Origin of the sequence: Streptomyces sp. NBC_01198 (genome assembly GCF_036010485.1) — a bacterium.
Lineage (GTDB): Bacteria > Actinomycetota > Actinomycetes > Streptomycetales > Streptomycetaceae > Actinacidiphila.
On the sequence record NZ_CP108568.1, the window covers coordinates 6259481 to 6283920 of the forward strand.

20 protein-coding genes and 1 pseudogene are annotated in these 24440 nt (G+C 74.5%); 11 read left to right on the forward strand and 10 right to left on the reverse strand.

Annotation, left to right across the window (positions count from 1 at the left end; all coding sequences use genetic code 11):
* Positions 1 to 10 precede the first annotated feature (10 nt).
* From sufU to dapD, 4 genes are all read left to right on the forward strand, one after another.
* A complete protein-coding gene (sufU, locus tag OG702_RS27850) occupies positions 11 to 475 on the forward strand; it encodes a Fe-S cluster assembly sulfur transfer protein SufU (RefSeq protein ID WP_327291687.1) in 465 nt (154 codons plus the stop codon).
* On the forward strand, positions 472 to 810 hold the full coding sequence (locus OG702_RS27855) for a metal-sulfur cluster assembly factor (RefSeq protein WP_327291688.1): 339 nt from the start codon (positions 472 to 474) through the stop codon (positions 808 to 810). The genes sufU and OG702_RS27855 overlap by 4 nt, the downstream gene beginning before the upstream one ends.
* Positions 811 to 932: 122 nt before the next feature.
* The gene (locus OG702_RS27860; RefSeq protein ID WP_327291689.1) at positions 933 to 2777 is read left to right on the forward strand and encodes a DUF2264 domain-containing protein; all 1845 of its coding nucleotides are present in this window, start codon (positions 933 to 935) and stop codon (positions 2775 to 2777) included.
* A 235-nt stretch (positions 2778 to 3012) separates the two neighbouring features.
* Entirely contained in the window at positions 3013 to 3990 is a 978-nt protein-coding gene (dapD, locus tag OG702_RS27865) for a 2,3,4,5-tetrahydropyridine-2,6-dicarboxylate N-succinyltransferase (protein ID WP_327291690.1), read from the forward strand.
* A 64-nt stretch (positions 3991 to 4054) separates the two neighbouring features.
* Here the strand turns inward: dapD and OG702_RS27870 are convergent, their stop codons facing one another.
* The gene (locus tag OG702_RS27870) at positions 4055 to 5350 is read right to left on the reverse strand and encodes a hypothetical protein (RefSeq protein WP_327291691.1); all 1296 of its coding nucleotides are present in this window, start codon (positions 5348 to 5350) and stop codon (positions 4055 to 4057) included.
* Between the two features lie 340 nt (positions 5351 to 5690).
* On the opposite strand from OG702_RS27870, the gene OG702_RS27875 reads away from it, so the two are divergent.
* On the forward strand, positions 5691 to 7187 hold the full coding sequence (locus OG702_RS27875) for a hypothetical protein (RefSeq protein ID WP_327291692.1): 1497 nt from the start codon (positions 5691 to 5693) through the stop codon (positions 7185 to 7187).
* A gap of 170 nt (positions 7188 to 7357) precedes the next feature.
* Here the strand turns inward: OG702_RS27875 and OG702_RS27880 are convergent, their stop codons facing one another.
* From OG702_RS27880 to OG702_RS27895, 4 genes are all read right to left on the reverse strand, one after another.
* Complete coding sequence (locus OG702_RS27880) at positions 7358 to 8002, reverse strand: HNH endonuclease family protein (RefSeq protein WP_327291693.1); 645 nt, start codon at positions 8000 to 8002, stop codon at positions 7358 to 7360.
* A gap of 200 nt (positions 8003 to 8202) precedes the next feature.
* Positions 8203 to 9402 carry a TerD family protein gene (locus OG702_RS27885; RefSeq protein WP_327291694.1) on the reverse strand — a complete coding sequence of 400 codons (1200 nt, stop codon included), beginning with the start codon at positions 9400 to 9402 and terminating at the stop codon, positions 8203 to 8205.
* Positions 9403 to 9446: 44 nt separating this feature from the next.
* Positions 9447 to 10145, reverse strand: coding sequence for an alpha/beta fold hydrolase (locus OG702_RS27890; RefSeq protein WP_327291695.1), 699 nt, complete (start codon positions 10143 to 10145; stop codon positions 9447 to 9449).
* Positions 10146 to 10456: 311 nt separating this feature from the next.
* Positions 10457 to 11266, reverse strand: a complete 810-nt coding sequence (locus OG702_RS27895; RefSeq protein WP_327291696.1) for an NAD-dependent epimerase/dehydratase family protein — start codon at positions 11264 to 11266, stop codon at positions 10457 to 10459.
* 271 nt (positions 11267 to 11537) lie between these two features.
* Here OG702_RS27895 and OG702_RS27900 point away from each other — a divergent pair, with 271 nt between their 5' ends.
* Positions 11538 to 12470: a 5-dehydro-4-deoxyglucarate dehydratase gene (locus OG702_RS27900; RefSeq protein WP_327291697.1), complete on the forward strand. Its 933-nt coding sequence runs from the start codon at positions 11538 to 11540 to the stop codon at positions 12468 to 12470.
* A 1-nt stretch (position 12471) separates the two neighbouring features.
* A complete protein-coding gene (locus OG702_RS27905; protein WP_327291698.1) occupies positions 12472 to 13665 on the forward strand; it encodes a hypothetical protein in 1194 nt (397 codons plus the stop codon).
* A gap of 159 nt (positions 13666 to 13824) precedes the next feature.
* On the opposite strand, the gene OG702_RS27910 is transcribed toward OG702_RS27905, so the two are convergent.
* The 4 genes and pseudogenes from OG702_RS27910 to OG702_RS27925 form a co-directional block, all read right to left on the reverse strand.
* Entirely contained in the window at positions 13825 to 14730 is a 906-nt protein-coding gene (locus OG702_RS27910) for a hypothetical protein (protein WP_327291699.1), read from the reverse strand.
* Positions 14731 to 14870: 140 nt separating this feature from the next.
* A pseudogene (locus OG702_RS27915) lies at positions 14871 to 15437 on the reverse strand (SigE family RNA polymerase sigma factor); the annotation flags it as partial.
* Positions 15438 to 15583: 146 nt separating this feature from the next.
* Positions 15584 to 16372: a class I SAM-dependent methyltransferase gene (locus OG702_RS27920; RefSeq protein ID WP_327291700.1), complete on the reverse strand. Its 789-nt coding sequence runs from the start codon at positions 16370 to 16372 to the stop codon at positions 15584 to 15586.
* A gap of 62 nt (positions 16373 to 16434) precedes the next feature.
* Positions 16435 to 17205: an IclR family transcriptional regulator gene (locus OG702_RS27925; protein WP_327291701.1), complete on the reverse strand. Its 771-nt coding sequence runs from the start codon at positions 17203 to 17205 to the stop codon at positions 16435 to 16437.
* Positions 17206 to 17332: 127 nt separating this feature from the next.
* On the opposite strand from OG702_RS27925, the gene OG702_RS27930 reads away from it, so the two are divergent.
* A complete protein-coding gene (locus OG702_RS27930; RefSeq protein WP_327291702.1) occupies positions 17333 to 18847 on the forward strand; it encodes an aldehyde dehydrogenase family protein in 1515 nt (504 codons plus the stop codon).
* Positions 18848 to 19023: 176 nt separating this feature from the next.
* Here OG702_RS27930 and OG702_RS27935 read toward each other — a convergent pair whose 3' ends face one another.
* Positions 19024 to 20427, reverse strand: coding sequence for an MFS transporter (locus tag OG702_RS27935; protein WP_442814563.1), 1404 nt, complete (start codon positions 20425 to 20427; stop codon positions 19024 to 19026).
* Positions 20428 to 20498: 71 nt separating this feature from the next.
* On the opposite strand from OG702_RS27935, the gene OG702_RS27940 reads away from it, so the two are divergent.
* The 3 genes from OG702_RS27940 (at position 20499) to OG702_RS27950 (ending at position 24268) form a co-directional block, all read left to right on the forward strand.
* The gene (locus OG702_RS27940) at positions 20499 to 21470 is read left to right on the forward strand and encodes a GlxA family transcriptional regulator (RefSeq protein ID WP_327291703.1); all 972 of its coding nucleotides are present in this window, start codon (positions 20499 to 20501) and stop codon (positions 21468 to 21470) included.
* 42 nt (positions 21471 to 21512) lie between these two features.
* Positions 21513 to 22592 (forward strand): amidohydrolase family protein, encoded by a 1080-nt coding sequence (locus OG702_RS27945; RefSeq protein WP_327291704.1) that lies wholly within the window; start codon positions 21513 to 21515, stop codon positions 22590 to 22592.
* Positions 22593 to 22972: 380 nt separating this feature from the next.
* On the forward strand, positions 22973 to 24268 hold the full coding sequence (locus OG702_RS27950; RefSeq protein WP_327291705.1) for an SCO1860 family LAETG-anchored protein: 1296 nt from the start codon (positions 22973 to 22975) through the stop codon (positions 24266 to 24268).
* Positions 24269 to 24440: the final 172 nt, after the last annotated feature.

Genomic DNA, 24440 nt, shown 5'->3' on the forward strand with positions numbered 1-24440 from the left:
TGGTGCTGCTGTGAAGCTCGACTCGATGTACCAGGACGTGATCCTGGATCATTACAAGCACCCGCACGGGCGCGGCCTGCGGGACGGCCAGGCCGAGGTGCACCACGTCAATCCGACGTGCGGTGACGAGATCACCCTGCGGGTCCGGATGGACGGCTCCGTCATCGGCGACGTCTCCTACGAGGGCCAGGGCTGTTCGATCAGCCAGGCCAGCGCCTCGGTCCTCAACGACCTGCTGGTCGGCAAGGACGTCGAGCAGGCGCAGAAGATCCAGGAGACCTTCCTGGAGCTGATGCAGTCCCGCGGGCGCATCGAGCCCGACGAGGCGATGGAGGAGGTGCTGGAGGACGCCGTCGCGTTCGCCGGCGTCTCGAAGTACCCGGCGCGGGTCAAGTGCGCGCTGCTGAGCTGGATGGCCTGGAAGGACGCGACGGCGAAGGCGCTGTCCGGCACCGAACCCGAGGAGACCGCATGACTGACAGCACCGAGGTCGCTCTCAAGCCGGCCTCCGAGGACGAGATCCGCGAGGCGCTCTACGACGTCGTCGACCCCGAGCTGGGCATCGACGTCGTCAACCTGGGCCTGATCTACGGGATCCACGTCGACGACACGAACGTCGCCACCCTCGACATGACCCTGACCTCGGCGGCCTGCCCGCTCACCGACGTGATCGAGGAGCAGGCCCAGACCGCGACCGAGGGCATCGTCAACGCCCTGAAGATCAACTGGGTCTGGATGCCGCCGTGGGGCCCGGAGAAGATCACCGACGACGGCCGGGAGCAGCTCCGCGCCCTGGGCTTCAACGTCTGACGCCTCCCGTCCGGCTGGCCGCGCCCGATCCTCCGGGCGCGGCCGGTCTCATGTCCGGCCGTTGACGCCGTCCCGCGGAGTTGCGAAAGTTGTCGCAACATCGAGTCCGGAGGGCGGTCCGCATGGCTGCGGCGACAACGAGCGGCGGCGGCGAACACGCGTCGGCACGCGAGGAGATGCGGGCGTACGCGACCGAACTGGCCGGCGCCCTGGTGCCGTACGCGAGCAAGGACGGCGCGCGTATCCGGCTCGGCGTCAACATCGCGCACCACGACGACACCGCCGCCGACCTGGAGGGCTACGCCCGCCCGCTGTGGGGCCTGGCACCGCTGGCGGCCGGCGGCGGCGACTTCGCGCACTGGGACCTGTGGGCCCGCGGCCTGGCGGCGGGCACCGACCCCGCGCACCCCGAATACTGGGGCGCCCCCGAGGGCGTCGACCAGCGCACCGTCGAATCCGCCGCGGTCGGATTCGCCCTGGCGCTGGCGCCCGACCGGCTGTGGGACCCGCTCAGCGGCGCCGAGAAGGACCGGGCCGGCGCCTGGCTGACCCGCTTCCTCGACGCGGGGACCCCGGACAACAACTGGAACTTCTTCCCCGTCATGGTCTCCCTCGGCCTCGACCGGGTGGGCTACGCCCACGACCGCGACGCCCGGCACGCCCGCCTGGACCGGCTGGAGACCTACGCGCTCGCCGACGGCTGGTACAGCGACGGACCCGCCGAGCAGCGCGACTACTACATCCCCTGGGCGATGCACTTCTACGGCCTGATCTACGCCGCGCTGGCCGGTGACGAGGACCCGGCGCGCACCGCCCGATTCCGGCAGCGGGCCGGCGAGTTCGCCCTCGGCTTCCGGCACTGGTTCGCCGACGACGGCTCCGCGGTGCCCTACGGGCGCAGCCTCACCTACCGCTTCGCCCAGGGCTCCTTCTGGGGCGCGCTCGGCTACGCCGGCGTCGACGCGCTGCCCGCCGGCGAGGTCCAGGGGCTGCTGATGCGGCACCTGCGCTGGTGGCGCGACCGGTCGGCGGCGACCACGCCCGGCGGCCTGCTGAGCATCGGCTACGGCTACCCGCAGCCCGCCGTCGCCGAGCAGTACAACGGCCCCGCCTCGCCGTACTGGGCGATGAAGGCCTTCCTGCCGCTCGCGCTGCCCGCCGGCCACCGCTTCTGGGCCGCCGCCGAGCAGCCGCCGCCCGAGCTGCCCGACACCCTCGTCCAGCCGCCCGCCGGGGCCGTCCTGCTGCGTTCCGGCGGCGACGTCACCCTGCTCAGCGGGCGCCAGTACAGCGGCTGGGCGCGGGGCGGGCCGGCCAAATACGCCAAGTTCGCCTACTCCACCCGCTTCGGCTTCAGCCTGCCGGCCGGTGAACTCGGCCTGGTCCAGGGGGCGTACGACTCGGTGCTGGCCGTCAGCGACGACTCGGGCGAGCCGGTGCACTTCCGGGTGCGCGAGACCTGCGAGGACCCCGCGGCCTCGGGCGACAGCGCCTCCGGCGGCGAGCGGCTCGACGAGGAGGGCACCGTCCGCAGCTCCTGGCGGCCGTGGGCGGACGTGGAGATCACCACCTGGCTGACCGCCGCCGCCCCCTGGCACCTGCGCACCCACCGCATCCGCACCGGTCGGGCCCTGCACACCGCCGAGGGCGGTTTCGCCGTCGACCGCGACCGCGGCCCGACCGCCCGCGAGCAGGCCGCGGGGCGCGCGTCGGCGGTCAACGCCGACGGCGACCTCAGCGGCCTGCTCGACCTGCCCGCCCCGGACTCCGCCGGCGCCGCACCGGCGCGGGAAGGGCGGGTGATCGACCTGCTGCCTGGCACCAACGTCCTCGTCCGCCGCACCGCCCTGCCCACCCTGCTGGCCCACCTCCAACCGGGCGAGCACTGGCTGCGCTGCGCCGTCCTCGGCGCCGGGGCGGCGGAGTCGGCCGCCTGGCAGGACACCCCGCCGGCGCCGCGCTACTGACGGCCCAGGTCCAGGGCGGGTGCCCGGCCGGGCAGGTCGGACGGGGGCGCCCCCTGCGCGTCGTCGTCCGCAGCACCGGCCCGGTCGCTGCGGCGGCCAGCGCGTCGCCCCGCACCGCGCCACCGGCCCCAGCTCTAGCCCGCGCACTCCCCCGCCGCCCCTGCCGTCCCGGACCAGGGCGGACAGCGGCGGGCCGGGTGCACGGATCCTCCGGCGACGCGTTAGCGTCATCGGTATGAATGACTCCCGTGCCTCCGGCGCCATCGGCGTCGGACTTGCGACCGTCGCCGACGACGGCACCGTGCTCGACACCTGGTACCCCGCCCCGCAGCTCACCGCGGAGCCGGGCCCCGCGGGCACCGCGCGGCTGACCGCGGAGGAGGCCGCGCAGACCCTGGGGAGCGCGGCCCCGGCGGCGCTGGGTCCCGACCCGCGCCGCGGCGTCGAGGTGGTCGCCGTCAGGACCGCCGTCGGGTCCCTGGACGACAAGCCCCTCGACGCGCACGACGCGTATCTGCGGCTGCACCTGCTCAGCCACCGCCTGGTCCGCCCCAACGGGCAGAATCTGGAAGGCCTGTTCGGCGTGCTGGCGAACGTCGCCTGGACCTCGATCGGCCCGGTCCCGGTGGCGAACCTCGAAGCCGCCCGCCTCGCCGCCCGCGCCGAGGGCCTGCACCTCGCCGTCCACGGCGTCGACAAGTTCCCCCGGATGACGGACTACGTGGCACCGGCCGGCGTGCGGATCGCCGACGCGGGCCGTGTCCGGCTCGGCGCGCACCTCGCCGCGGGCACCACGGTGATGCACGAGGGCTTCTGCAACTTCAACGCCGGCACCCTGGGCACCTCCATGGTCGAAGGCCGCATCTCCCAGGGCGTGGTGATCGGCGACGGCTCCGACATCGGCGGCGGTGCCTCCATCATGGGCACGCTGTCCGGCGGCGGTACGCAGATCGTCTCGGTCGGCGAACGCTGCCTGCTCGGCGCTGAGTCGGGCCTTGGCATCGCGCTCGGCGACGACTGCGTGGTCGAGGCCGGCCTCTACGTCACCGCGGGCACCCGGGTGACGCTGCCCGACGGCCAGATCGTGAAGGCCGTCGAACTGTCCGGCGCGGACAACCTGCTCTTCCGCCGCAACTCCACCACCGGCAAGGTGGAGGTCCTGCAGCGCACCGGTTCCTGGGGCGGCCTGAACGCGGTGCTGCACCACAACTGACCGGCGGCGGGCCCCGGGGCGCGACCGCGGCCGCCCCCGGGGGGTCGCAGGGCGTGGGCGGGTCTTACCGGCGGCGGGCCCCGCCGCGCAGCGAGGAGACGACGAGGCGGCCGTAGCGCGTGGTGAGCGCCGCGGCGGTCGCGGCGAACGACGCGGTGAGGGCCAGCGCCAGGTGCCACGGATGCGAGTCGCCGAGCACCTGCAGGATGGACAGCGCGGTGCCCAGCGGCAGCCCCAGCACCGTCAGCACGCCGAGCGCGCCCGCGATCTGCTGGCTCTCCTGCGTCTGCGCCAGCCGCGCGTAGTCCGCCGCCTCCCCGAGGATCTGCTCGAAGCGCTCCGGGAGCCGGTGCTTGTCCTGAAAGGCCAGCAGCAGGTCGTTGGCCGGGCCGTGCGCGCTGAGGTGTTCGCGCCAGTACGTACTGCGGAACAGCGCGATGCGCTGTTCGAGCGCGGCGACCCGGCGCGCGAGACCCGGCCCCTCGAAGACGGCGGACAGGTCGTCGGTGAGCTCGTCGATGTGATGGCGCTGCACCGTGCCGAGCAGCAGCGCGTCCAGGTAGACCGTACGGGCGTTGTACTCGGCCCAGTCGTAGAAGTCGCCCGCGCCGGTGTCGGCCCGGTGGCCGAGGAAGGCGGCGCCCTGGCGGAGCACCAGCGCGCTCCAGTCCGCCGATATCCGCCGGACCTCGGCGCGCGCCTCCGGTACCGACTCCGGGCCGAGCGGGATGTCGTCCGGCACCGAACGGGACGCCAGCGACCGCAGGAACTCGTCGGCCGCCGCCCCGACTTCCCCCGTCTCCGCGTCCCGCAGCGCGAGTGCGCCGAGGTCTGCGCCGGGCGTCAGGAAGGCCACGGTGTACGGGCGGGACAGGGCGAACGGTGCGGCGGGCACGGCGGTGTCGGCGACACCGTCGAGGAGCGCGGCCGGGGCCATCGCCCCGGTGAGCGGATCGGGCTGCCCGGCCTGCCGCCGGTGGCTGACCGACCGCAGCAACGGCAGCATCGGGGTGCCGCCCGCGACGGTGAAGTGCATTACGGCGAGCGCCTGTTGGGTGTTCCTGGCGGTGGGGGTGCGCAGCAGCTCCATGCCGTCGAGCCCCAGCGGTCCCTCCGTACGTGCGGTACGCAGGTGCCAGCGGCGGTCGTACAGCGCGCGGGCGGCGGCGGGGGTGAACAGCCCCCGCCTGCCCGCCGCGTCCGCGACCCGCGCTCCCACCGCGAACGGCAGGGGTCCTGCCGGCCAGGGCGGGTCCGCCGCCAGTGCCACGGGCAGCAGCACGGTGACGTGCTGCCGCGTGCCGATTGCGGCTCCTTGCGCCTCGGACGCGCGCCGCCGTGCTTCCCCCACCCCGTTCATCCCACCACCGTGCGTCCTGTGCGGACGCGCCGCAAGGGGGTGCCCCCCAGGGGCGGGGCTGTGCGCTCACCGGTCCGGCGGTGCTGTTGCTGTCGTTGCCGGACCACCGGTGGGTGCGTGGCTGGTCCCGCAGTTCCCCGCGCCCCTGTCGGGCGCCCCCTTGCGGAGGGGGACCGCACAGGCACCGCGCCCGGCGGATGCGCACCCCGTGCGCAGGGACCGGCCAGGCGCCGGGGCGAGCGGGAGAGCAGCGCCCCGCCGGGAGGGCCTACGCTGAGTACGCGCGGTGGCGCGGTCCGCCGCCGTAGTCGAGCCCGAACGCCGAATGGGAGCTGTCCCGATGTCCGCAAGTCCTCTCGTCCTGCCGCCCGTCCGGCTGCTTCCCGTGGACGACCTGGCACAACTGGCCCTGGCCGTGCCGCTGCTCGACCGCGCGTTGCGGCTGGCCCGGTGGGCGGCGCCGGTACGCGTGGTGGACGCCATGGGGGAGCTGCTCGACGCCGACCTGGTGGCCGCCGCGGAGGAGCTGGGGCTGGCGGCAGGCGAGGCGGAGGACGAGGACGGCCTCGGCGAGACCGCCCAGGCGTGGGCCGTCGCCGTGGACACCGGGCTGGTCGAGCTGGAGATCGAGGAGGAGGCCGAGGAGTCCACCCCGCCGGGCGAGGCGGCCGGCCGGGCCGTGCCGGGGGAGGCCTACGAGCGGGTCACGGCGGGGGCGCCGCAGGACGTGCTGGAGGTGTGGCTCGCCGCGGCCGAGGCCGCGCTGGCCGAGGCGGCGTCGCCGGACATCGAGCACCTGCGGGACGTCATGGACGACGGCGACGTGCCTGGCGCGGACGAGCACGACTGGGACCCGGACGAGGAAGCCGAGTTCCTGGACACCGCGCTGGCCAACCTCTACACCCTGATGGCCCTGGACGACGCCACCGAGACCAGCCAGGGCGCGGTCCCGCTCCCGGTGCTCGCGGCCTCGCTCGTGGTGCCGGACGAGATGGAGCAGCCCAGCGACGCGGTGCTCGAAGAGGTCACCGAGGTGATGATGCGGCTCGACGACCACTTCCGGCTGCTCGCGCCGTCCGGGCTGCTGGACTACCAGCCGGTGGACGAGGCGCTGATCGAGGAGGACGAGGCGGCGGGCGCGCCGGAGCCGGGCGAGGAGCTGGACCCGGACGAGATCTCCCGCTACGGCCTGGTGCGGCTCACCCCGCTCGGCGTGCACGGCCTGCGTGAACTGCTGGTCGACGCCGGCGCGTCGGCCCCGCTGGTGGGCGACCTCGCGGGCGCCACCGGCACCGAACTGCTGGACGCGCTGGCCGGCTATCCCGACCAGGCGGCCCGCACCGAGGCCGAGTTGTGGCTCAAGGACCGCAAACCGGTCGACGCGGCGCGGGAGTTGCTGGCGGCGGCTCGCGGTGACGACGAGGCGGCACCGGGCCGCCGGCTGATGTGCCAGCAGACCCTGACCCTGGTGGGCGCCGAGGCCGAACCCGCGTTGCGCGAGGTGCTCGACGACCGGCAACTCGGCGGTCTCGCCCGGGTGTGGCTCACCGAGAGCGGCGCGTCCGACGTGCCGACGCCCGACGCGGACATGATCTTCTGGCTGACCATCGACACGCTGGCCGCCCAGCTCGCCGCCGACGACGACACGGAGCTGCTGTCGGACCTGGTGCGCGACCTGGTCGCCCGGCACGACGGCTTCTTCGACGCGGCCTGGCGGGTGGAGCACCCGGCGACCGCCGACGTGCTGGAGGCGATGGGCCGCCTGCACCCGGACCGCAGGGCCGCCAAGGACGCCCGCAAGGCCGCCTTCAAGGCGCGGTCCCGCGACGGGGCCTGAGCGGACGCGAGGGCCGGGGCGGGCCGGGCGCACGGCCCGGGCCGCCCCGCCGTCACCGGCCCCCGGCGCCCGCAGACCGCCCGCGGCCAGGCACGGCACGCGGCGACGCCCGCCCCGGAGTACGCCCCCCGGGGCGGGCAGCCGTATCGTTTCCGCGGCCCTCCGCCGGCTCAGCAGCCGTTGAGTATCGAGCTGAGCGCCGACTTCTCCGCGCTGTCCACGCTCAGCCCGTAGTAGTGCTTGACCTGCACCCAGGCGCGCGCGTACGTGCACTGGTAGGACGCGCGGGGCAGCCACTCGGCGGGGTCGTCGTCGCCCTTGGAACGGTTGGCCGACGCCGACACCGCGAGCAGCTGCGGCCGGGTCACGTCGTTGGCGAAGCCCTGCCGTTGCGCGGTCGTCCACGCCCACGCGCCGGAGTCCCACGCCTCCGACAGCGGCACGAGGTGGTCGATGTCGAAGGTCGACGGGTTGGTGGTGGTCACCCCGTCGTAGACGCTGCTCCAGTTGCCCGAGGTGGACTTGCACGAGCTGTCGGTCACCACGCTGCTGCCGTCGCGCTTGAGCACGTACTCGCGGGTGTCGCAGGTCCCGGAGATGGTGATCCAGGTCGGGAACAGGTCGCGGTCGTAGGTGGAGGCGTGGGTCTCGGCGGTCGCCGTCATCCCCGACAGGTAACTGCGGGCGGTGGAGGCGGCGATGGGGGTGGGCAGCGCGGCCTGCGCGGTGCCGCTTCCGGCCAGCAGGGCGGTGGCGGCGAGCGCGGCGGCGCCGGCGACTGAGCCTATTCGGTACGCGAGAGGGTTCTTGGCCATGGCTGAGCGCTCCCGTGGCTAGGGGTGGGGGAGATACGGGCGTGCTCGACCAGGGTCCCGGCCAACGGGTCTATGCGGGTAGACGGGCAGCGGTAAAATTTAGATGACCATGACATGGCGGCCGGGCGCGGTGCGCGGGCAGCACAACGGCCCGGCCCCGCAAGGGAGTCCGGGCCGTCGCGGGCCGGTGTGACGCGGCCTCAGAGAGCGGCTGCCCCCGGCTTGACCAGGGACTTCGCCGTGCGGGCGTCCACGAAGGAGCCCAGCGCGGTCATCTCCCACTCGCCGGAGAACTGCTTGATCAACTTGGCCATCAGCACACCTGTGCGGGCCTCACCGCTGGTGAGGTCAAAGCGCACCAGCTCCTCGCCGGAAGCCGCGTCCAGCAGGCGGCAGTACGCCTTCGCGACCTTGTTGAACTTCTGCCCCGAGTAGGAGTTGACGGTGAAGAGCAGCCCGGTGGCCTCCGGCGGCAGCCCGCCGAGGTGGACGGTGATCGACTCGTCGTCGCCCGAGCCGTCGCCGGTGAGGTTGTCGCCGGAGTGCTGGATCGCGCCGTTCAGGATGCTGAGCCGGCCGAAGTAGCAGGTCTCCAGGTGGTTGCGCTGCGGGCCGTAGACGATCACCGACGCGTCCAGGTCGATGTCCCGGCCGCCGTAGGCGGGCTCCCAGCCCAGCCCCATGCGTACCGAGGACAGCAGCGGCTTGCCGCCCTTGACCAGCGACACCGTCTCGTTCTTCCGCAGGTTGACCCGGCCCTTGTCCAGGTTGATCCGGCCGGGCGCGGCGGGCGGCGCGGCCGGGGCGGCGGGTGCGGCGGCCGGCGGGGGCGGCAGGTGTGTGGCGGCGGGGCCGGACGGCGGGGCGGGCTGCGGCGCGGCCTGCGGTGCGGCGGCGGGCGCGGCGGGCTCGTCGACGTTCACCCCGAAGTCGGTGGCGATCCCCGCGAGGCCGTTGGCGTATCCCTGCCCGACCGCGCGGACCTTCCAGGCGCCGCCCCTGCGGTAGACCTCGACCACCACCAGGGCGGTCTCCGGGCCGAGCCCGGCCGGCGTGAAGGTGGCGAGCACCGAACCGTCGTCGGCGTTGCGCACGGTGGCGGTCGGCGTCGTCCCGGCGAAGGGGCCGCCGCCGTCCAGGCTCGCCGTCACCACGATCTTCTCGACACCGGCGGGCACCGCCTCGGTGTCCACCGTGATGGCGTCCGGGCCCGACCCGCCGCCCGAGCGGTGGGTCACCCCCGGGCCGCCCTGCGGCTGGTTGTAGAAGACGAAGTCGTCGTCGGAGCGCACCTTGCCGTCGGCGGTCAGGAGCAGGCCCGACACGTCGAGCCGCACCGGTGCGGCCACGTCGACGGCCACACGGGGAACGGACAGCGGCACATTCGAGCCAGGCGTCATAGCGGTCATGTCCGGCTAACGACCGACTCCGCTTTGCGGTTCCATTACCCGGCCGCCCGAGGGACGGCCCGCAACTCCAGCCCGTCCGGGGACCCCGCGGGCAGCGCGAACGCCGAGGCGGCCTCCGGCGGGAGCGGGCGCAGACCGAGCAGGCCGTGCACCGCGGCGGCGGTCAGCGCGTGCCACAGCCCCGCGTGCCGCAGCATCGCGTGGTCCCCGCCGGGCACCAGGAACCGGCACACCTGCGCGCCCGCGGCCCGCGCGCGGATCGCCGTCAGCAGCGACTCCCGCGGGGAGGTGATCCGGTCGGCCGCCGCGTGCACGAGGACCAGCCGGCCGCCGGCCAGCTGGTCGACCGGGTCCTCGGGCGGGCACCACGGGGCGAGGGCGACGACGCCCACGACGCCGGGCTCCGCCGCGATCCGCAACGCGGCCCTGGCGCCCATCGAATGGCCGACCAGCACGGTCGGCAGGCCGCCGGTGCGGTGCCGCAGCGCGGCCAGGGCCGCGGCGGCGTCCTGCGCGGGGTCGGCGCGGTCGCCGTTCCACCCGCGGTGCCGGTACCGGGCCTCCGCGACCGCCACGCTGCCGTCCGCGACGGCCTTCACGAACGGCCGCATGCGCCTGGACGGCGGGTTCAGCCACGAGGGCCGCCGCATGCCCTTCTCGGCGCCACCGTGCAACAGCAGCACGGCGCCCTCGGCGGCGGGCGCCGCCTCGCGCATCACAATCCGGGGGTCCACCCCCGTACGATCCCACGCCGTCCCCTCCGGGGGGCTCCCCCCGCCGACCCGAGGGGGTCCTTGCTGCCATCCACGGACCACCGGCCGGTGGGTGGTTGCGCGCGCAGTTCCCCGCGCCCCTGGTGGTTGCCCTCTGCGGCTGGGCCGAGCCCCACAGGGGCGCGGGGAACGGCGCGACCAGCCGTCGACGGGCTGCATGTCGTCACCGGCCGGAAGGGGCTGTTGCTGCCATCCCCGGACCACCGGCCGGTGGGTGGTCGCGCGCGCGGTGGTTGCTCGCGCCCCTGGGAGGGGGGCTGGGGTCGGGGAGGTCAGTGGGGCCAGCGCGGGGGGGACGTGCAGAAGGCGCCTCCCAGGTTGGCGTGGGCCGGGTTGGCCGGGTCGAGGGGGCCCTGGGCGGCGAGGAGGGCGGGGGCGAAGACCTCGGAGTCGTCCTGGGGTTCGTATCCCAGGGCTCGGGCGGGGCCGAGGTCCCACCACAGCCGCGTGTTGGCCGAGCTGCCGTAGACCACCGTGTGCCCGGTGACCTTCGCGGTGAGCGCCGCGTGGAGGAGGCGTGCCCCGTCCGCCGGGCTCATCCAGACCGACAGCATCCGGACCGTGGTGGGTTCGGGGAAGCACGACCCGATCCGGATCGACACCGTGGCGATCCCGTGCAGGTCCGCGTACAGCTGCGCCAGATCCTCACCGAAGCACTTCGACAGCCCGTAGTACGTGTCCGGCCGTCGCGGCGTGTCCACCGGGATGAGCGGGTCGTCGCCCTGCGGGCGCGGGGTGAAGCCGACCGCGTGGTTGCTGGACGCGAAGACGATCCGCCGCACCCCTTCCTCCCGCGCGGCCTCGTAGAGGTTGTACGTGCCCTCGATGTTGGCCCGCAGGATCTTCTCGAAGGTGGACTCCAGGGAGATGCCCGCCAGGTGGACGACCGCGTCGACGCCGCGTACGGCGGCGCGCAGCGCCTCGCGGTCGGCGAGGTCCGCGGTGATCGCGTCGGGCTCGCCGTCGATCGGCACCAGGTCGAGGAGCCGCAGCCGGTAGCCGTAGGACGGCAGCAGTGCGCGCATGAGGGTGCCGAGACCGCCGGCGGCGCCGGTGAGCAGAATGGTGCGGGGAGTGGGCATGGGCAGGTCTCCTCGGTCTCACCGGCCCCAGGGGGCCACTGGCATGACGTGCGCGGGCGGTCACCGCCGGGGCGGTGGGCCGGCGGGCGCCGTCGACGAGTATATCCGTGGCCCGCGTTCAGGTATGTGGACGCGCACGGCCGATCGCGGGCACATCTGACCTGTGCGCATCGTCTTGACCCGCATCTGGATGCTCGCTTAACGTGGCAGCGTTCATGAATATAGACGTGAATCATATGAGCGCACAGACCGGACCTTCAAGGGGAACCCGATGACCTCACCCTCACTCGCCGAGCGTCTCGACGGCCTGCTGTTCTTCCCCGTGACGGCCTTCGGCCCGGACGGCGCCCTCGACCTCGACGCCTTCCGCGCGCACGTGCGCGCCGGGGTGGACGCGGGCGCGGCGGCGGTCTTCGCCTGCTGCGGCACGGGGGAGTTCCACGCCCTGTCGCCCGAGGAGTTCGGCGTGTGCGTGGCCGCCGCCGTCGAGGAGACCGCGGGCCGGGTGCCGGTGGTGGCCGGCGCGGGCTACGGCACCGCCCTGGCCGTCCAGTACGCCGGGATCGCCGAACGGGCGGGCGCCGACGGGCTGCTGGCGATGCCTCCCTACCTGGTCGTCCCCGACCAGGAGGGCCTGCTGCGGCACTACACCGCGCTCGCGGCGGGCACCGCGCTGGACGTCATCGTCTACCAGCGCGACAACGCTGTCTTCACGCCGTCCACCGTGGTCGAACTCGCCAAGGTCCGCAACATCATCGGCCTCAAGGACGGTTACGGCGACCTCGACCTGATGCAGCGCATCATCAGCGCGGTCCGCACCGAACTGCCCGGCGGCGGCTTCCTCTACTTCAACGGCCTGCCCACTGCCGAGCTGACCGGGCTCGCCTACCGCGGCCTCGGCGTCACCCTCTACTCCTCGGCCGTCTTCGCCTTCTCGCCGGAGATCGCCCTGGCCTTCCACCGGGCGCTGACCACCGGCGACGACGCCGTCGTCGACCGGCTGATCGACGGCTTCTACCGCCCGCTGGTCAACCTCCGAAACCAGGGCCGCGGTTACGCGGTCTCGCTGGTCAAGGCGGCGGTGCGGCTGCGCGGCCTGGACGTCGGCAAGGTCAGGCCGCCCCTGTCGGAGCCGTCCGCCGCGCATGTCAAGGAGCTGGCCGAACTCATCGAGAGCGGGCTCGCGTTGCTGGGGGAGCACTGACATGCGCAGCTCCGCCTTCGTCTACCCCTGGGACGTGATCGGGGACCCGGCCGCCGCCGGCCGGATCGCCGCGCTCGGCGTCCAGCAGGTCACCCTGGCCGCCGCCTACCACTCCACCCGGGCGCTCACCCCGCGCCACCCGCGGCACCGGGTGGTCACCGCCGCCTACGCCGCCGCGCTCTACCCGCCGGACGAGAAGCGCTGGCAGGACCGCGAGTTGCGGCCGTACGCGGCCGGCTCGTGGGCCGCCGCGGAGGACGCCTGGGCCGCCGCGGCCGGCGAACTGCGGGCCGCCGGGCTCGACGTGCACAGCTGGGTGGTGCTCGCCCACAACTCCCGGCTGGGCGCAGAGCATCCGCGGACCAGCGTCGTCAACGCCTACGGGGACCGCTACCCGTGGGCGCCGTGCATCGCCCAGCCGGCCGTCCAGGAGTATCTGCTCGACCTCGCCGCCGAGGCCGCAGCCCGGCCCGGCGCCGCAGGCACCGAACTGGAGTCGCTCGGCTGGTACGGCCTGGCGCACCTGCACGCGCACGACAAGATCGGCGGCGTGCCGCTCGGCGACGCCGCCCACTACCTGATGTCGCTGTGCTTCTGCCCGTACTGCAAGGACGGTTACGCCGGTCTCGGCGCCGACCCCGAGGAGCTGGCGGCGGCCGTCCGTACCGCCCTGGCGCCGGTGTGGGCGGACGGCGGCACCGACGCGGCGGGGCCGGACGGCATCGAGCGGCTAATGGGCGCCCGGTGGGCCGCACCGGCCCTGGCCTGGCGTACGGAGACGGCCGGTTCGCTCCAGGAGCGGGCCGTCGCCGCGGTCCGCGCGGCTGCCGCTCCCGGCTTCCAGGTGCTGATGCACGCCGACCCGGCCGCGTACCGCTGCGGCGCCAACGCCGGGGTGCAGCCGGCCAGGATCCTCGGCCGGGTCGACGGCCTGGTGCTGCCCTGCCCCGGCGGGCCGGCCGGCGCCGCGGGCCGCGAGGCGGTGATCGCCCCGGTCGCCGCGCACGCCTCCCCGAGCACCGTGGTGGCCGCCAACTTCGCCGTGGTCTCCGGCATGGGCGGCAGCCCCGGCACCCTCGCCGCCGACCTCGCGCACGCCGCCGAGCTGGGCGCCACCCAACTGCGGCTCTATCACGCGGGACTTGCCTCCGACGCCGACCTGGCGGCGGTCCGCTCCGCACTGCCCGCCGGTTGACCGGAGCGCGGCGATCATGGGGGTACCGCCGCGCCCCGGAGCATCACCGGTCGGTGAGGCAGGAGGGTGGTGCATACCCAAGTCGCCACCGGGACACGGGAGGTTGCCGTGCTTCCCCGATTATTTCCGGGATATTTCCCGGCGCCGCCGCGGCACGGCTCAGAATCCGCCGCCGACCGTCGCGGTGGCGCCCGATCCGTAGCCGGCGGTGACGGTGTAGCGGTCGCCGTCCGTACCGCCCTGGCCCTGGTCGTGGTTGAACTGGGCCGAGAAGGTGTACGCGCCAGGACCCAGGGTCTGCCCGGCGTTGAGCGTCCAGCGGTAGACCAGGTCGTGGCCCTCCACGGTCATCCGGGCGCTGGTGCGGTCCGAGAGCGCCGTGTAGGAACCGGTGCTGGTCTCACCGTTGTTCCTGGCGACGCGCAACTCGACGGTCAGCGACGTCAGCGTCTGATCGGTGGTCAGCTGGACGTCGCTCTGCGTCCAGTAGTCGTTGCTGGCCGCCGCGACGGCGCCGTTGGAGGACAGCGGGCCGTTGCTCGCCGGCGACTCGGGCCCCTCGACCTGCCCGCGGGACGGCCCAGGTGAGGTGTTGTGGGCGGTGGCCGGCGGTGACGGGTCGGACGGCGGCACCGTGGGCGTACGGCCGCTGCCGGTGGCGCGCGGGGTCGCCGACGTCTTGTGGTGACCGGACGCCGCCGCGCCGTGGTGCGGCACCGGCACCCGCGCGCCCGCGCCGGTCGACGTACCCGCCGCGGTGGGCGAGGGCCGGACGGTGCCGGTGTCGCCCGAGGTGACGGCCGTGCCGGCCGGCTGGCCGTCGCCGGTCACCGCGCCCACCGCGAGGCCGCCGATACCGATCGCGCCGGCCACCGCCGCGGTCACCGCCGTCACCCGCATCCAGGGCGCGGCGGGCGGCCGGTCGTGGCCCCGGGCGCCGGACTCGTGGTCACCGGACCCGGCGCCGTCCGCGGCCATCGCGTGCTCGACCCTGGCCAGCATGCGTTCCCTGTCGGGCCGGTGGGCGTCGGCCGCGTTCCGCAGCCGCTCCGGCAGATCGGTCATCACATTCCCCGTCCCGTACGAGTACGAGCACGAGTCACAGGACCCGCCGCACCCAGCAATCGCTGCGCGCCGGGGCCGATTCCACCCGCAGCGCCGTCTGCCGCGCCGGCCGTGCCGTCCGATGTCCCGGCGCGCGGCAGGCGTTCAGGACCGGCGGAATCCGGTACGGCCGCCGATCCGGCCTCCTGCACCGTACCGGCTTCCGCCGTCCGGGGTTGGAGCAGCCTCTCCAACTCCGCGATCCCCCGGGAGGTCTGGCTCTTGACCGTGCCGACCGAGATCCCCAGCGCCGCCGCCGTGTCGCGCTCGGACAGGTCGAACGCGTGCCGCAGCACCACGCAGGCCCGCTTGCGGAACGGCAGCCGCTGCAGCGCCTCCCGCAGGTCGAGCACGGCCGGCAGGTCGGGCCCGTCGGTGCGCTCGGGCCGCTGCGACCAGAACAGCGCGATCCGGCGCCGCTCGCGGACCGCGCTGCGGATCCGCGAACGGGCCAGGTTCGCCACCACACCGCGGGCGTACGCCACCGGGTGGTCGGCCGTCCGCACCCGGTCCCAGCGCCGCCACAAAGCCACCAGCGCGTCCGCCGCGAGGTCGTCCGCGGCGTCCGCCTCACCGGTCAACAGATGCGCGAGACGCGCGAGTTCGGCGTAGTGCCGTTCGAAGAACTCGTGGAAGGCGGCGGCATCGTCGTCGACGGCAGTGCCCACGGTCACCTCTTCCTGCCCGGACCTCCCCGCCACGGCGCGGCGAGAGCGTAGCAGCGGGGAAAGGCTCTGGGCAGTGGTCGGGAATCATCTTTCTTTCCCGCGGTAACCGCTGGTCGACGTGGTGTGGCCGGTGCTTGCCAACGGCATCAGCCGCCGGCACGCACGCAGCGCTGCACCCGGGTCACCAGCCGCAGATCGAACTCGCCGGCCGAGGTCTCCGGGCGCGAGCGCAGATACTCCCTGACGCGTTCCTTGGCCGCCTCGCGCTCCGCCGGGTCGAGCACCAGCATGTGCGAGTGGGTCGCCACGGTGGCGACGAGCGAGTCGGCGGTGCGCCGCAGCGCGTGCGGGAAGTCGGCGTCCTCGGTGGCGGAGAACGCCGGGTTCTGCTCGATCCTGCGGCCCGGGCTCGTCGCCCAGCCGAGGTACGACACCTGGCTCGGCGAGACGTCGCCCAGCCCCGCGATCCACTCGACCCGGTCGTCGTCGGCGTTGGACAGCGTCGCCAGCGGGCCGCCGGGCCGCAGCACCCGGGCGATCTCGGGCAGCGCCTTGCCCTGGTCGAACCAGTGGATCGCCTGCCCGACCAGCACCGCGTCCACCGACGCGTCCGGCAGCGGGATCCGCTCCGCGGAGCCGACGACGGCGGTGGCCTCCGGCACTCGGCGGCGGAGCTCGTCGAGCATCGCCGTGTCCGGCTCCACCGCGGTCACCCGGTGCCCGAGGGCGACCAGGCTCCGGCTCAGCTTGCCGGTCCCCGCGGCCAGGTCCAGCACGTCCAGCGCCCCAGCGTCCCCGGCCGGCGCCAGGGCCCACGCGATGGCCTCCGCCGGATAGTCCGGACGATGCGCCGCGTACTCCGCCGCCGCGGCCCCGAACGACTCGCGCCGCCTGGCGTACAACTCCGGGTCGTACCCGGTCCCGTCAGTGCCCATCCTGCGACCCTACGGCCGCGCCCGGCGCTCCCGGCCGCTGGGGTGGCCCGCCGGGGCCCGGCTCAGAGGCGGCGGGTGGCAAGCAGCAGGCGGTCACGGGCGTCGAAGAGCGCGTCCTTGATCATCTGCTCGTGGGACGCGGTCAGCCGGGCGACCGGCACCGAGCAGCTGACGGCGTCCCGCGCCGGGGTGCGGTAGGGGACCGCGATCCCGAAGCACCGCAGCCCCAGGGTGTTCTCCTCGCGGTCCACCGCGAAACCCTGCTCGCGGATGACCGCGAGCTCGGCGATCAGCTTCTCCCGGTCGGTGTGGGTGTGCTCGGTGAGCGGCTCCAGCGTCTCCGGCAGCAGCTTGCGCACCTGCTCGTCCGTATACGTGGCGAGCAGGGCCTTGCCGAGCGACGTGGAGTGCGCGGGCAGCCTGCGGCCGACCCGGGTGAACGGGCGCAGGTAGTGCTGCGACTGCCGGGTCGCCAGGTAGACCACGCTCGTGCCGTCCAGGCGCGCCAGGTGGATCGTCTCGCTGGTGTCGTCCGACATCCGGTCCAGCGTCGGCCGGGCGGCGGCCACGACCTCGTCCCCGTCGATGTAGGACGTGCCGACCAGCAGCGCGCGCACGCCGATGCCGTACCGCGTCCCCGTCGCGTCGGTCTCGATCCAGCCCAGGTCGACCAGGGTGCGCAGCAGCATGTAGAGGCTGGACTTGGGGTAGCCGACCGACTCCTGCACCGAGGCGAGGCTGTGCATGCCGGGCCGGCCCGCGAAGAACTCCAGCAGCTCGACCGTGCGGACCGCGGACTTGACCTGGGAACCGGCTCCCTCGGCAGCACCCATTGCGCTCGACCCCTCTTGTTCGGCCGGGAGGCCCGGACGTAGGCTCCCTAAAGATTCACATGTGAAGACGTCGTTCAGTATATAGAACGGCGACGGTGAGCAGTGCGGAAATGTGGAGGTTATTCCGGTGGCAGCACCAGTCTGGAGCGTCGACCCCCGTACCGGGAAGCAACGCGAGCAGGTCGCCGTCGAGGCCACGGCTGAGGACGTGGACGCCGCCGTCCGCGCCGCCGCCGCCGCGATCCCCCCGCTCGCGGACCGCAGCGTACGCTCCCGGCTGCTGCGGGCCGCCGCCGGGGCGCTGGAGGAATCGGCCGCCGAGGTCGTCGCCGCCGCCGACGCAGAGACCGCGCTCGGGGTGCCCCGGCTGACCGGTGAGCTGGCCAGGACCGCCTACCAGCTGCGAGCCTTCGCCGACGTCGTGGACGAGGGCGCGTTCCTCGACGTGATCATCGACCACGCCGATCCGGCCGCGCAGCCGATCCCGCGGCCCGACCTGCGGCGGATGAAGATCCCGCTCGGCGTCGTCGCCGTCTACGCGGCGAGCAACTTCCCGCTGGCCTTCTCCGTCCCCGGCGGCGACACCGTCAGCGCGCTGGCCGCCGGCTGCCCGGTGGTCGTCAAGGCCCACCCCGACCACCCGGCCACCTCCGCGCTGTGCGCCGACCTGCTGCGGGGCGCCGCCGTCGCGGTCGGGCTGCCCGCCGACACGGTGGTGCTGCTGCACGGCTTCGAGGCCGGCGTCGAACTCGTCCGCCACCCGCTCGTCGCCGCCGCGGGCTTCACCGGCTCCATCCCCGGCGGTCGCGCGCTCTACGACGCGGCCGCCGCCCGCCCGCAGCCGATCCCCTTCTACGGCGAGCTGGGCAGCCTCAACCCGGTCGTCGTCACCGAGGCTGCCGCCGCCGAGCGGGCCGAGCAGATCGGTACCGGCCTCGCCGGGTCCTTCACCCTCGGGGCCGGGCAGTTCTGCACGAAGCCGGGCCTGGTGCTCGCCCCGGCCGGCGAGGACGGCGACCGGCTGCTGGCCGCGCTGACCGCGGCGGCGGGGGACGCGGCGCCCGGGGTGCTGCTCGACTCCCGCATGCGGGACAACTTCCTCAAGGGCGCCGCCGCCCGTGCCGCGCTGCCCGGCGTGTCCGCGCCGGTCGCCGCCGCGGGGGAGGGGGAGACGGGAGTACGCCCCGGCTTCGTCACCGTCGGCGCGGGCGAACTCGACGAACTGCTCCTTGAGGAGTGCTTCGGGCCGCTGACCGTGGTCGTACGCTACGGCTCCGCGGCGGAGCTGGCCGCCGTCCTCGACCGGCTGCCGGGCAACCTCACCGCGACGGCACATCTCGGCGAGGCCGAGGCCGCGGAGGAGGGCGGGGCCGCGGCGGCGCTGCTCGGGCGGCTCACCGCGCTCGCCGGCCGCGTCCTGGTCAACGGCTGGCCCACCGGCGTCGCGGTCGCCCCCGCGCAGCACCACGGAGGGCCGTACCCGGCCACGACCTCGACGTCCACGTCGGTGGGCGGCACCGCCATCGAGCGCTGGCTCCGCCCGGTCGCCTACCAGGACACCCCGCCTGCCCTCCTCCCCCCAGAACTCCGCGACTCCAACCCCCTCGCCCTCCCCCGCCGCATCAACGGCACACCCGCCTGACCGATCGGCCCGCCGCCACGGCACCCCCTGAGGGGTGCGAGGAACGGCGCGGCCGGCCCCCGCCGGGGTGAAGCGACAGGCCACCGCAAGTGGCACCCCCTCAGGAGCGCGAGGAACGGCGCGGCCAGCCACGGCGGTGGGAGGGGGGCAGCGCCGGCGCAATTGGCACCGCCCGCTCAGCCCCCGGCTGGGGTTGCGCGGAGGGCGGCGGCCGTGGCGACGGCCGTCAGGGAGACGAGAGCCGCGGCGATGAGGAGGCTGAGCCGCATTCCGGCCAGGAAGTGGGACCGGTCTCCCACCAGGGTCCCGAAGAGCGCGACGCTCAGGGCCCCCGCCACCTGGCGGCCCGCGTTGAGTACCCCGGCCGCCAGGCCGGCCCGCTCCGCGGGCACGGCGCCCATCGTCGCGGCGGTCAGCGGCGGCACCGCGAGCGCCCCGCCCAGCCCGAGCGGCACCATCGCCGCCGCCAGCAGCGCCACCGGCGTATCCGCGTCGACGGGCAGCAGGAGCAGCAGGCCCGCGACCATCACCAGTTGGCCGACGAGCATCGGCAGCCGCGGCCCGTAGCGGTTGGTGACCCGGCCCGAGACCACGTTCACCGTCGAGATCAGCATCGTCATCGGCACGAACATCAGCCCGGCGGTGAGCGCGGACTGCCCGCGCAACTCCTGGAAGAACAGGCCGAGTACGAAGAACATCCCGAAGAAGCCGACGCTGAGTGCCGCGCCCGCCGCGATGGAGACGGTGACGACGCGGTTGCGGAACAGGCCGAGGGGCACCACGGGGTGCGGGTGCCTGGACTCGATCACGAAGAAGCCGGCGGTCGCGGCAACCGCCACCCCGGCCGCGCCCCAACCCGCTTCGCCGCCCTCGACCACCGCGAAGGTCAGCGTGGCCAGCGCAAGCACAGCGGTCAGCTGGCCGGGGACGTCCAGCGGCACCCGGCGCCGTTCCGTGGGCCCGGTGCGGTCGGGGAGCAGCAGGGCGACGATCGCGACGGGCAGGTTGACCAGGAAGATGCCCCGCCAGTTCCACGCGGTGGTCAGCGCGCCGCCGACGACCGGCCCGAGCGCGATGGCCGACGAACCGCCCACCGCCCACAGCGAGATGGCCCTGGCCCGCCGGGCGGCGTCGGGGTAGGCCTGCCTGACCAGGGCGAGCGAGGACGGCAGCACCACGGACGCGGCAGCCCCTTGCAGGACCCTGGCGCCGACCAGCGGGCCGAGCCCCGGCGCCGCGCCGCAGGCCAGCGAGGCGGCGGCGAAGACCGCGACGCCCCCGGTGAAGGCCCGCCCGGCACCGATCCGGTCGGAGAGCGCGCCGGTGGACAGCATCAGCGCCGCGAAGGCCAGGGTGTAGCCGTCCACCACCCATTGCATCGCGGACAGCCCGCCGTGCAGGTCGCTGCCGATCGCCGGGAGTGCCACGTTGACCACGGACGCGTCGAGGGTGATGAGGAAGAAGCCGAGCAGCGCGGCGGCCAGCGTGCGGCCGGGGGTCGCCGGACGCCGGGCGGTGTCGCCCATGTTCCGTGCGGGGGAGGGGAGTTGCCCGGTGCGTGCGGTGAGGTCGGGTGCCATGCCCACCAGCCTGGCGCGGCCCCGCGGCGTACAGTAGTGGCCGTAATGCCAAACACCCGGAGGTTCTGGCCATGCCTGCCGCCCCGCACCGTCCGCACCGCGTCGTGGTCATCGGGCACGAGCCGGTGTCGATGTTCAACCTCGCGGTGCCCGACATGCTCTTCGCCAAGGTCGAGGTGGACGGTATGCCCGGCTACGAGGTGGAGTTGTGCACCCCGGAGCCCGGCGTGGTCCGCACCAGCGGCGGCGCCGACGTGGTGATCCGCGGCGGGCTCGACACGGTGGACCGGGCGGACACGGTGATCGTTGCGGGCACCGGGTCCCGGGAGCTGCCCGACCCGCGCGTCCTGGCTGCGCTGCGCCGCGCCGCGGCGGCCGGCAAGCGGGTCGCCTCGATCTGCACCGGTGCCTTCCTGCTGGCCGAGGCGGGCCTGCTCGACGGCCGCCGGGCGACCACGTACTGGACGTACACCAGCGAGTTCGCCGGCCGCTTCCCTGCCGTGATCGTCGAGCCCGACGTCCTGTTCGTGCAGGACGGCCAGCTGGTCACGTCGTCGGGGTACGCGGCGGGCATCGACCTGTGCCTGCACATCATCCGCACCGACTACGGCGCCGCCGTCGCGAACAGCGTGGCCCGGCACGCGCTGGTGGCGCCGGTACGGCCGGGCGGGCAGGCGCAGTTCACCGAGACGCCGCTGCCGGCCGAGACGGGCACGTCCTTCGCCGAGACCCGCGCCTGGGCGATGACCCGGCTCGACCAGCCGCTCACCCTGACCGACCTGGCCCGGCACGCGGCGGTCAGCGTGCGGACCCTCACCCGGCGCTTCCACGCGGAGACGGGGCTGAGCCCGTTGCAGTGGCTGCTGCACCAGCGCCTGGAGCGGGCACGCGAGTTGCTGGAGACCACCGCGCTGCCGGTCGACCAGGTCGCCAGGGCCAGCGGCCTGGGCACCGCGGACTCGCTGCGCCAGCACCTGCTGCGCCGGGTCGGCCTGACCCCCAGCGAGTACCGCAGTACGTTCAGCCGGCTCACGGCGGTGTGACCTCGCGACATGGTCGCGGTTCCACCTCGTTACAGTGCCGTCATGGGCGACGTGCTGCACATCAAGGGCCGAATCCTGGCCGGACCGGACGACGTACGCGACGAGCTGTGGGTGGTCGGCGGCCGGATCAGCCACCGGCGGCCCGCCGCCGAGGCGGTCGCCGTCGAGGGCTGGGCGCTGCCCGGACTGGTCGACGCGCACTGCCACGTGGGCCTTGACGCGCACGGCGCCGTCGACCGGGAGACGGCGGAGAAGCAGGCGCTCGCCGACCGCGAGGCGGGCGCGCTGCTGCTGCGGGACGCCGGTTCGCCCAGCGACACCCGCTGGACCGACGAGCGCGACGACCTGCCGCGGATCATCAGGGCGGGCCGGCACATCGCCCGTACCCGCCGCTACATCCGCAACTACGCCCATGAGATCGAGCCGGGCGACCTGGCCGCCTACGTCCGCCGGGAGGCCAGGCGCGGTGACGGCTGGGTCAAGCTGGTCGGCGACTGGATCGACCGGGAGCAGGGCGACCTGGCGCCCTGCTGGCCCAAGGACGCGCTGGCCGAGGCGATCGCGGCCGCCCACGAGGAGGGCGCCAGGGTCACCGCGCACTGCTTCGCCGAGGACTCGCTCGCCGACCTGGTGGCCGCCGGCATCGACTGCGTCGAGCACGCCACCGGGCTCACCGACGACACGGTGCCGCTCTTCGCCGAGCACGGCGTCGCCATCGTGCCGACCCTGGTCAACATCGCCACCTTCCCGCGCCTCGCAGCTGGCGGCGAGGCCAAGTTCCCCCGCTGGTCGGACCACCTGCGCCGGCTGCACGCCCGCCGCCACGAGACGGTGCGCAACGCCTACGACGCAGGCATCGCCGTCTACGCCGGTACGGACGCCGGCGGCAGCCTGCCGCACGGGCTGATCGCCGCCGAGGTCGAGGAACTGGTCACCGCGGGCCTGCCGGTCGAGGCGGCGCTGTCCGCGGCGACCTGGGGCGCCCGCGAATGGCTCGGCCGCCCGGGCCTGACCGAGGGCGCACCGGCCGACCTGGTCGTCTACGACGCCGACCCGCGCGCGGACGTCCGGGTGCTCGCGGCCCCGCGCCGGATCGTGCTGCGCGGCACCGTGGTGGCCTGAACGCGGCTCCCCGCAGGCCCCGGTGGAGCGGTGGGTACGGTACGCGGCCGCCACCCGTGCCCGGGCGCGCTGTTGACCGGCCCGTAACGCCGCGCCCCCACGGGGCGTTGGGCAACCCCGTTGCCGCCCGGGCGACCCGGCGCGTGACCAGGGGTGCAGCCGTGCTCCCCGCCATGCGGGTGACGCGCGGGAACGGCCGTGCCACGTAATTCGAAGATATTCACGGAAACCACCCTTATGGGTGAACTGGCGGCGCGTAGCCGCGGATTCACTCTCAGTGCGTAAACATGGCTGCCCTAGCTCCCCGGCAGCTGTCCCAGCACCACCTCGCCGCCGGGGAATCCATCTTTTACCGATGTCACCCGTGGGGGTCCCACACCGTGTACCGCACCATCAACTTCTCGCTGCCCGCCCGCCGTTCGGCCGCCGCCATCGGCGCGGCCGTCGCCCTCGCCGCGGGGGCCGCGGCCGTCGCCGCGCCCGCCGTGCAGGCGGCGCCCGCCGGCGCCACGGGCGGCGGCACGTCCGGCGCGGCCGTGCTGCGGGCCGACCTGGACGTCTCGCTGCTCGGCAGGACCGTCGACGTCCCGGTGAACGTGTCGCTGAACGACGTGCACGCGCCCGCCGACGCCCGGCGGACCGCACTCACCGTGAAGGTCGGCAGCGGCGTGGAGCGCGGGCGCGGCATCAGCATCCTGCGGGCCGACGCGGCCACCGCGCGCGCCACCGCCGACGCGCACAAGGCCGAGGGGTACGCCAACGTCCTGCACGCCCAGGTGCACGTCCCCGGGGTGCCGCTGCTGGCCCTGGTCAAGGCGGACGTGATCACCGCGAAGGCCACCTGCCAGACCGGCCACCGGCCCACCGCGCACGCCGAGCTGGTCGGGCTGACCGTGCTGGGGCGGCGGGTCACCCTCGGCGCGGTCGGCACCACGGACCTGACCGTACCCGGGGTCGGCCGGGTGAGCCTGGACCTCACCAGGACCTCGACCACCTCGGACACCGCGGCCGCCACCGCGCTGCGCCTCAAGGTGCGGCTCAACCCGCTGCGACTGGGCGTGGCCAAGGTCAGCGGCGAGGTGACGCTGGCGCAGGCCACCTGCCGGACGCCGCACAAGGGCGGTTCCACGTCTGGAGGTTCCACCTCGGGCGGCTCGACCTCCGGGTCCACCACGGGATCGACCACAGGATCGACCACGGGCTCCACGAGCGGTTCGACGTCCGGTACGACCTCCGGTACGACGGGAGGATCGACCACCGGCGCGACGACCGGCAGCACCACTGGCACCACCACAGGATCGACCACCGGCTCCACGACCGGCTCCACCACCGGCACGACAAGCGGCACCACGACCGGCACCACCACCGGCAGCACGACAGGCACCACGACCGGCTCCACCGGCTCGGCGGGCACGACCGGTTCGGCCGGCTCCACGACCTCCGGCGGCTCGACCGCCGGTTCGGCCGGCGCCTCGGGGTCGGCCGGCACCTCCGGCGGCACCGGCACCCTCACCCAGAGCGGCCCCGACGACCGCAACCTCGCCGAGACCGGGGCCAGTTCGTCCACCCCCTACCTGGCGATCGGCGCCGCGGGCCTGCTGGCCGCCGGCGGGACGGCGTATCTGCTGGCCGCCCGCCGCCGCAGGTCCGCCGCTGACGCGGACACACAGGACTGACGGAATACGCAGACATATCCGTAGCAAGGTCACAACGGGGGAACGAAAGCCTTCAGGGCGGCGCCGCACCAGCGGCGCCGCCCTCTAGGCTTTCCCCGAGACCACAGACTCGCCCAGGGCCCAGGGGAGTTGAAGCGGTCCAGTTCAGTTCGGCGCCGGGGGCCGTGGACAC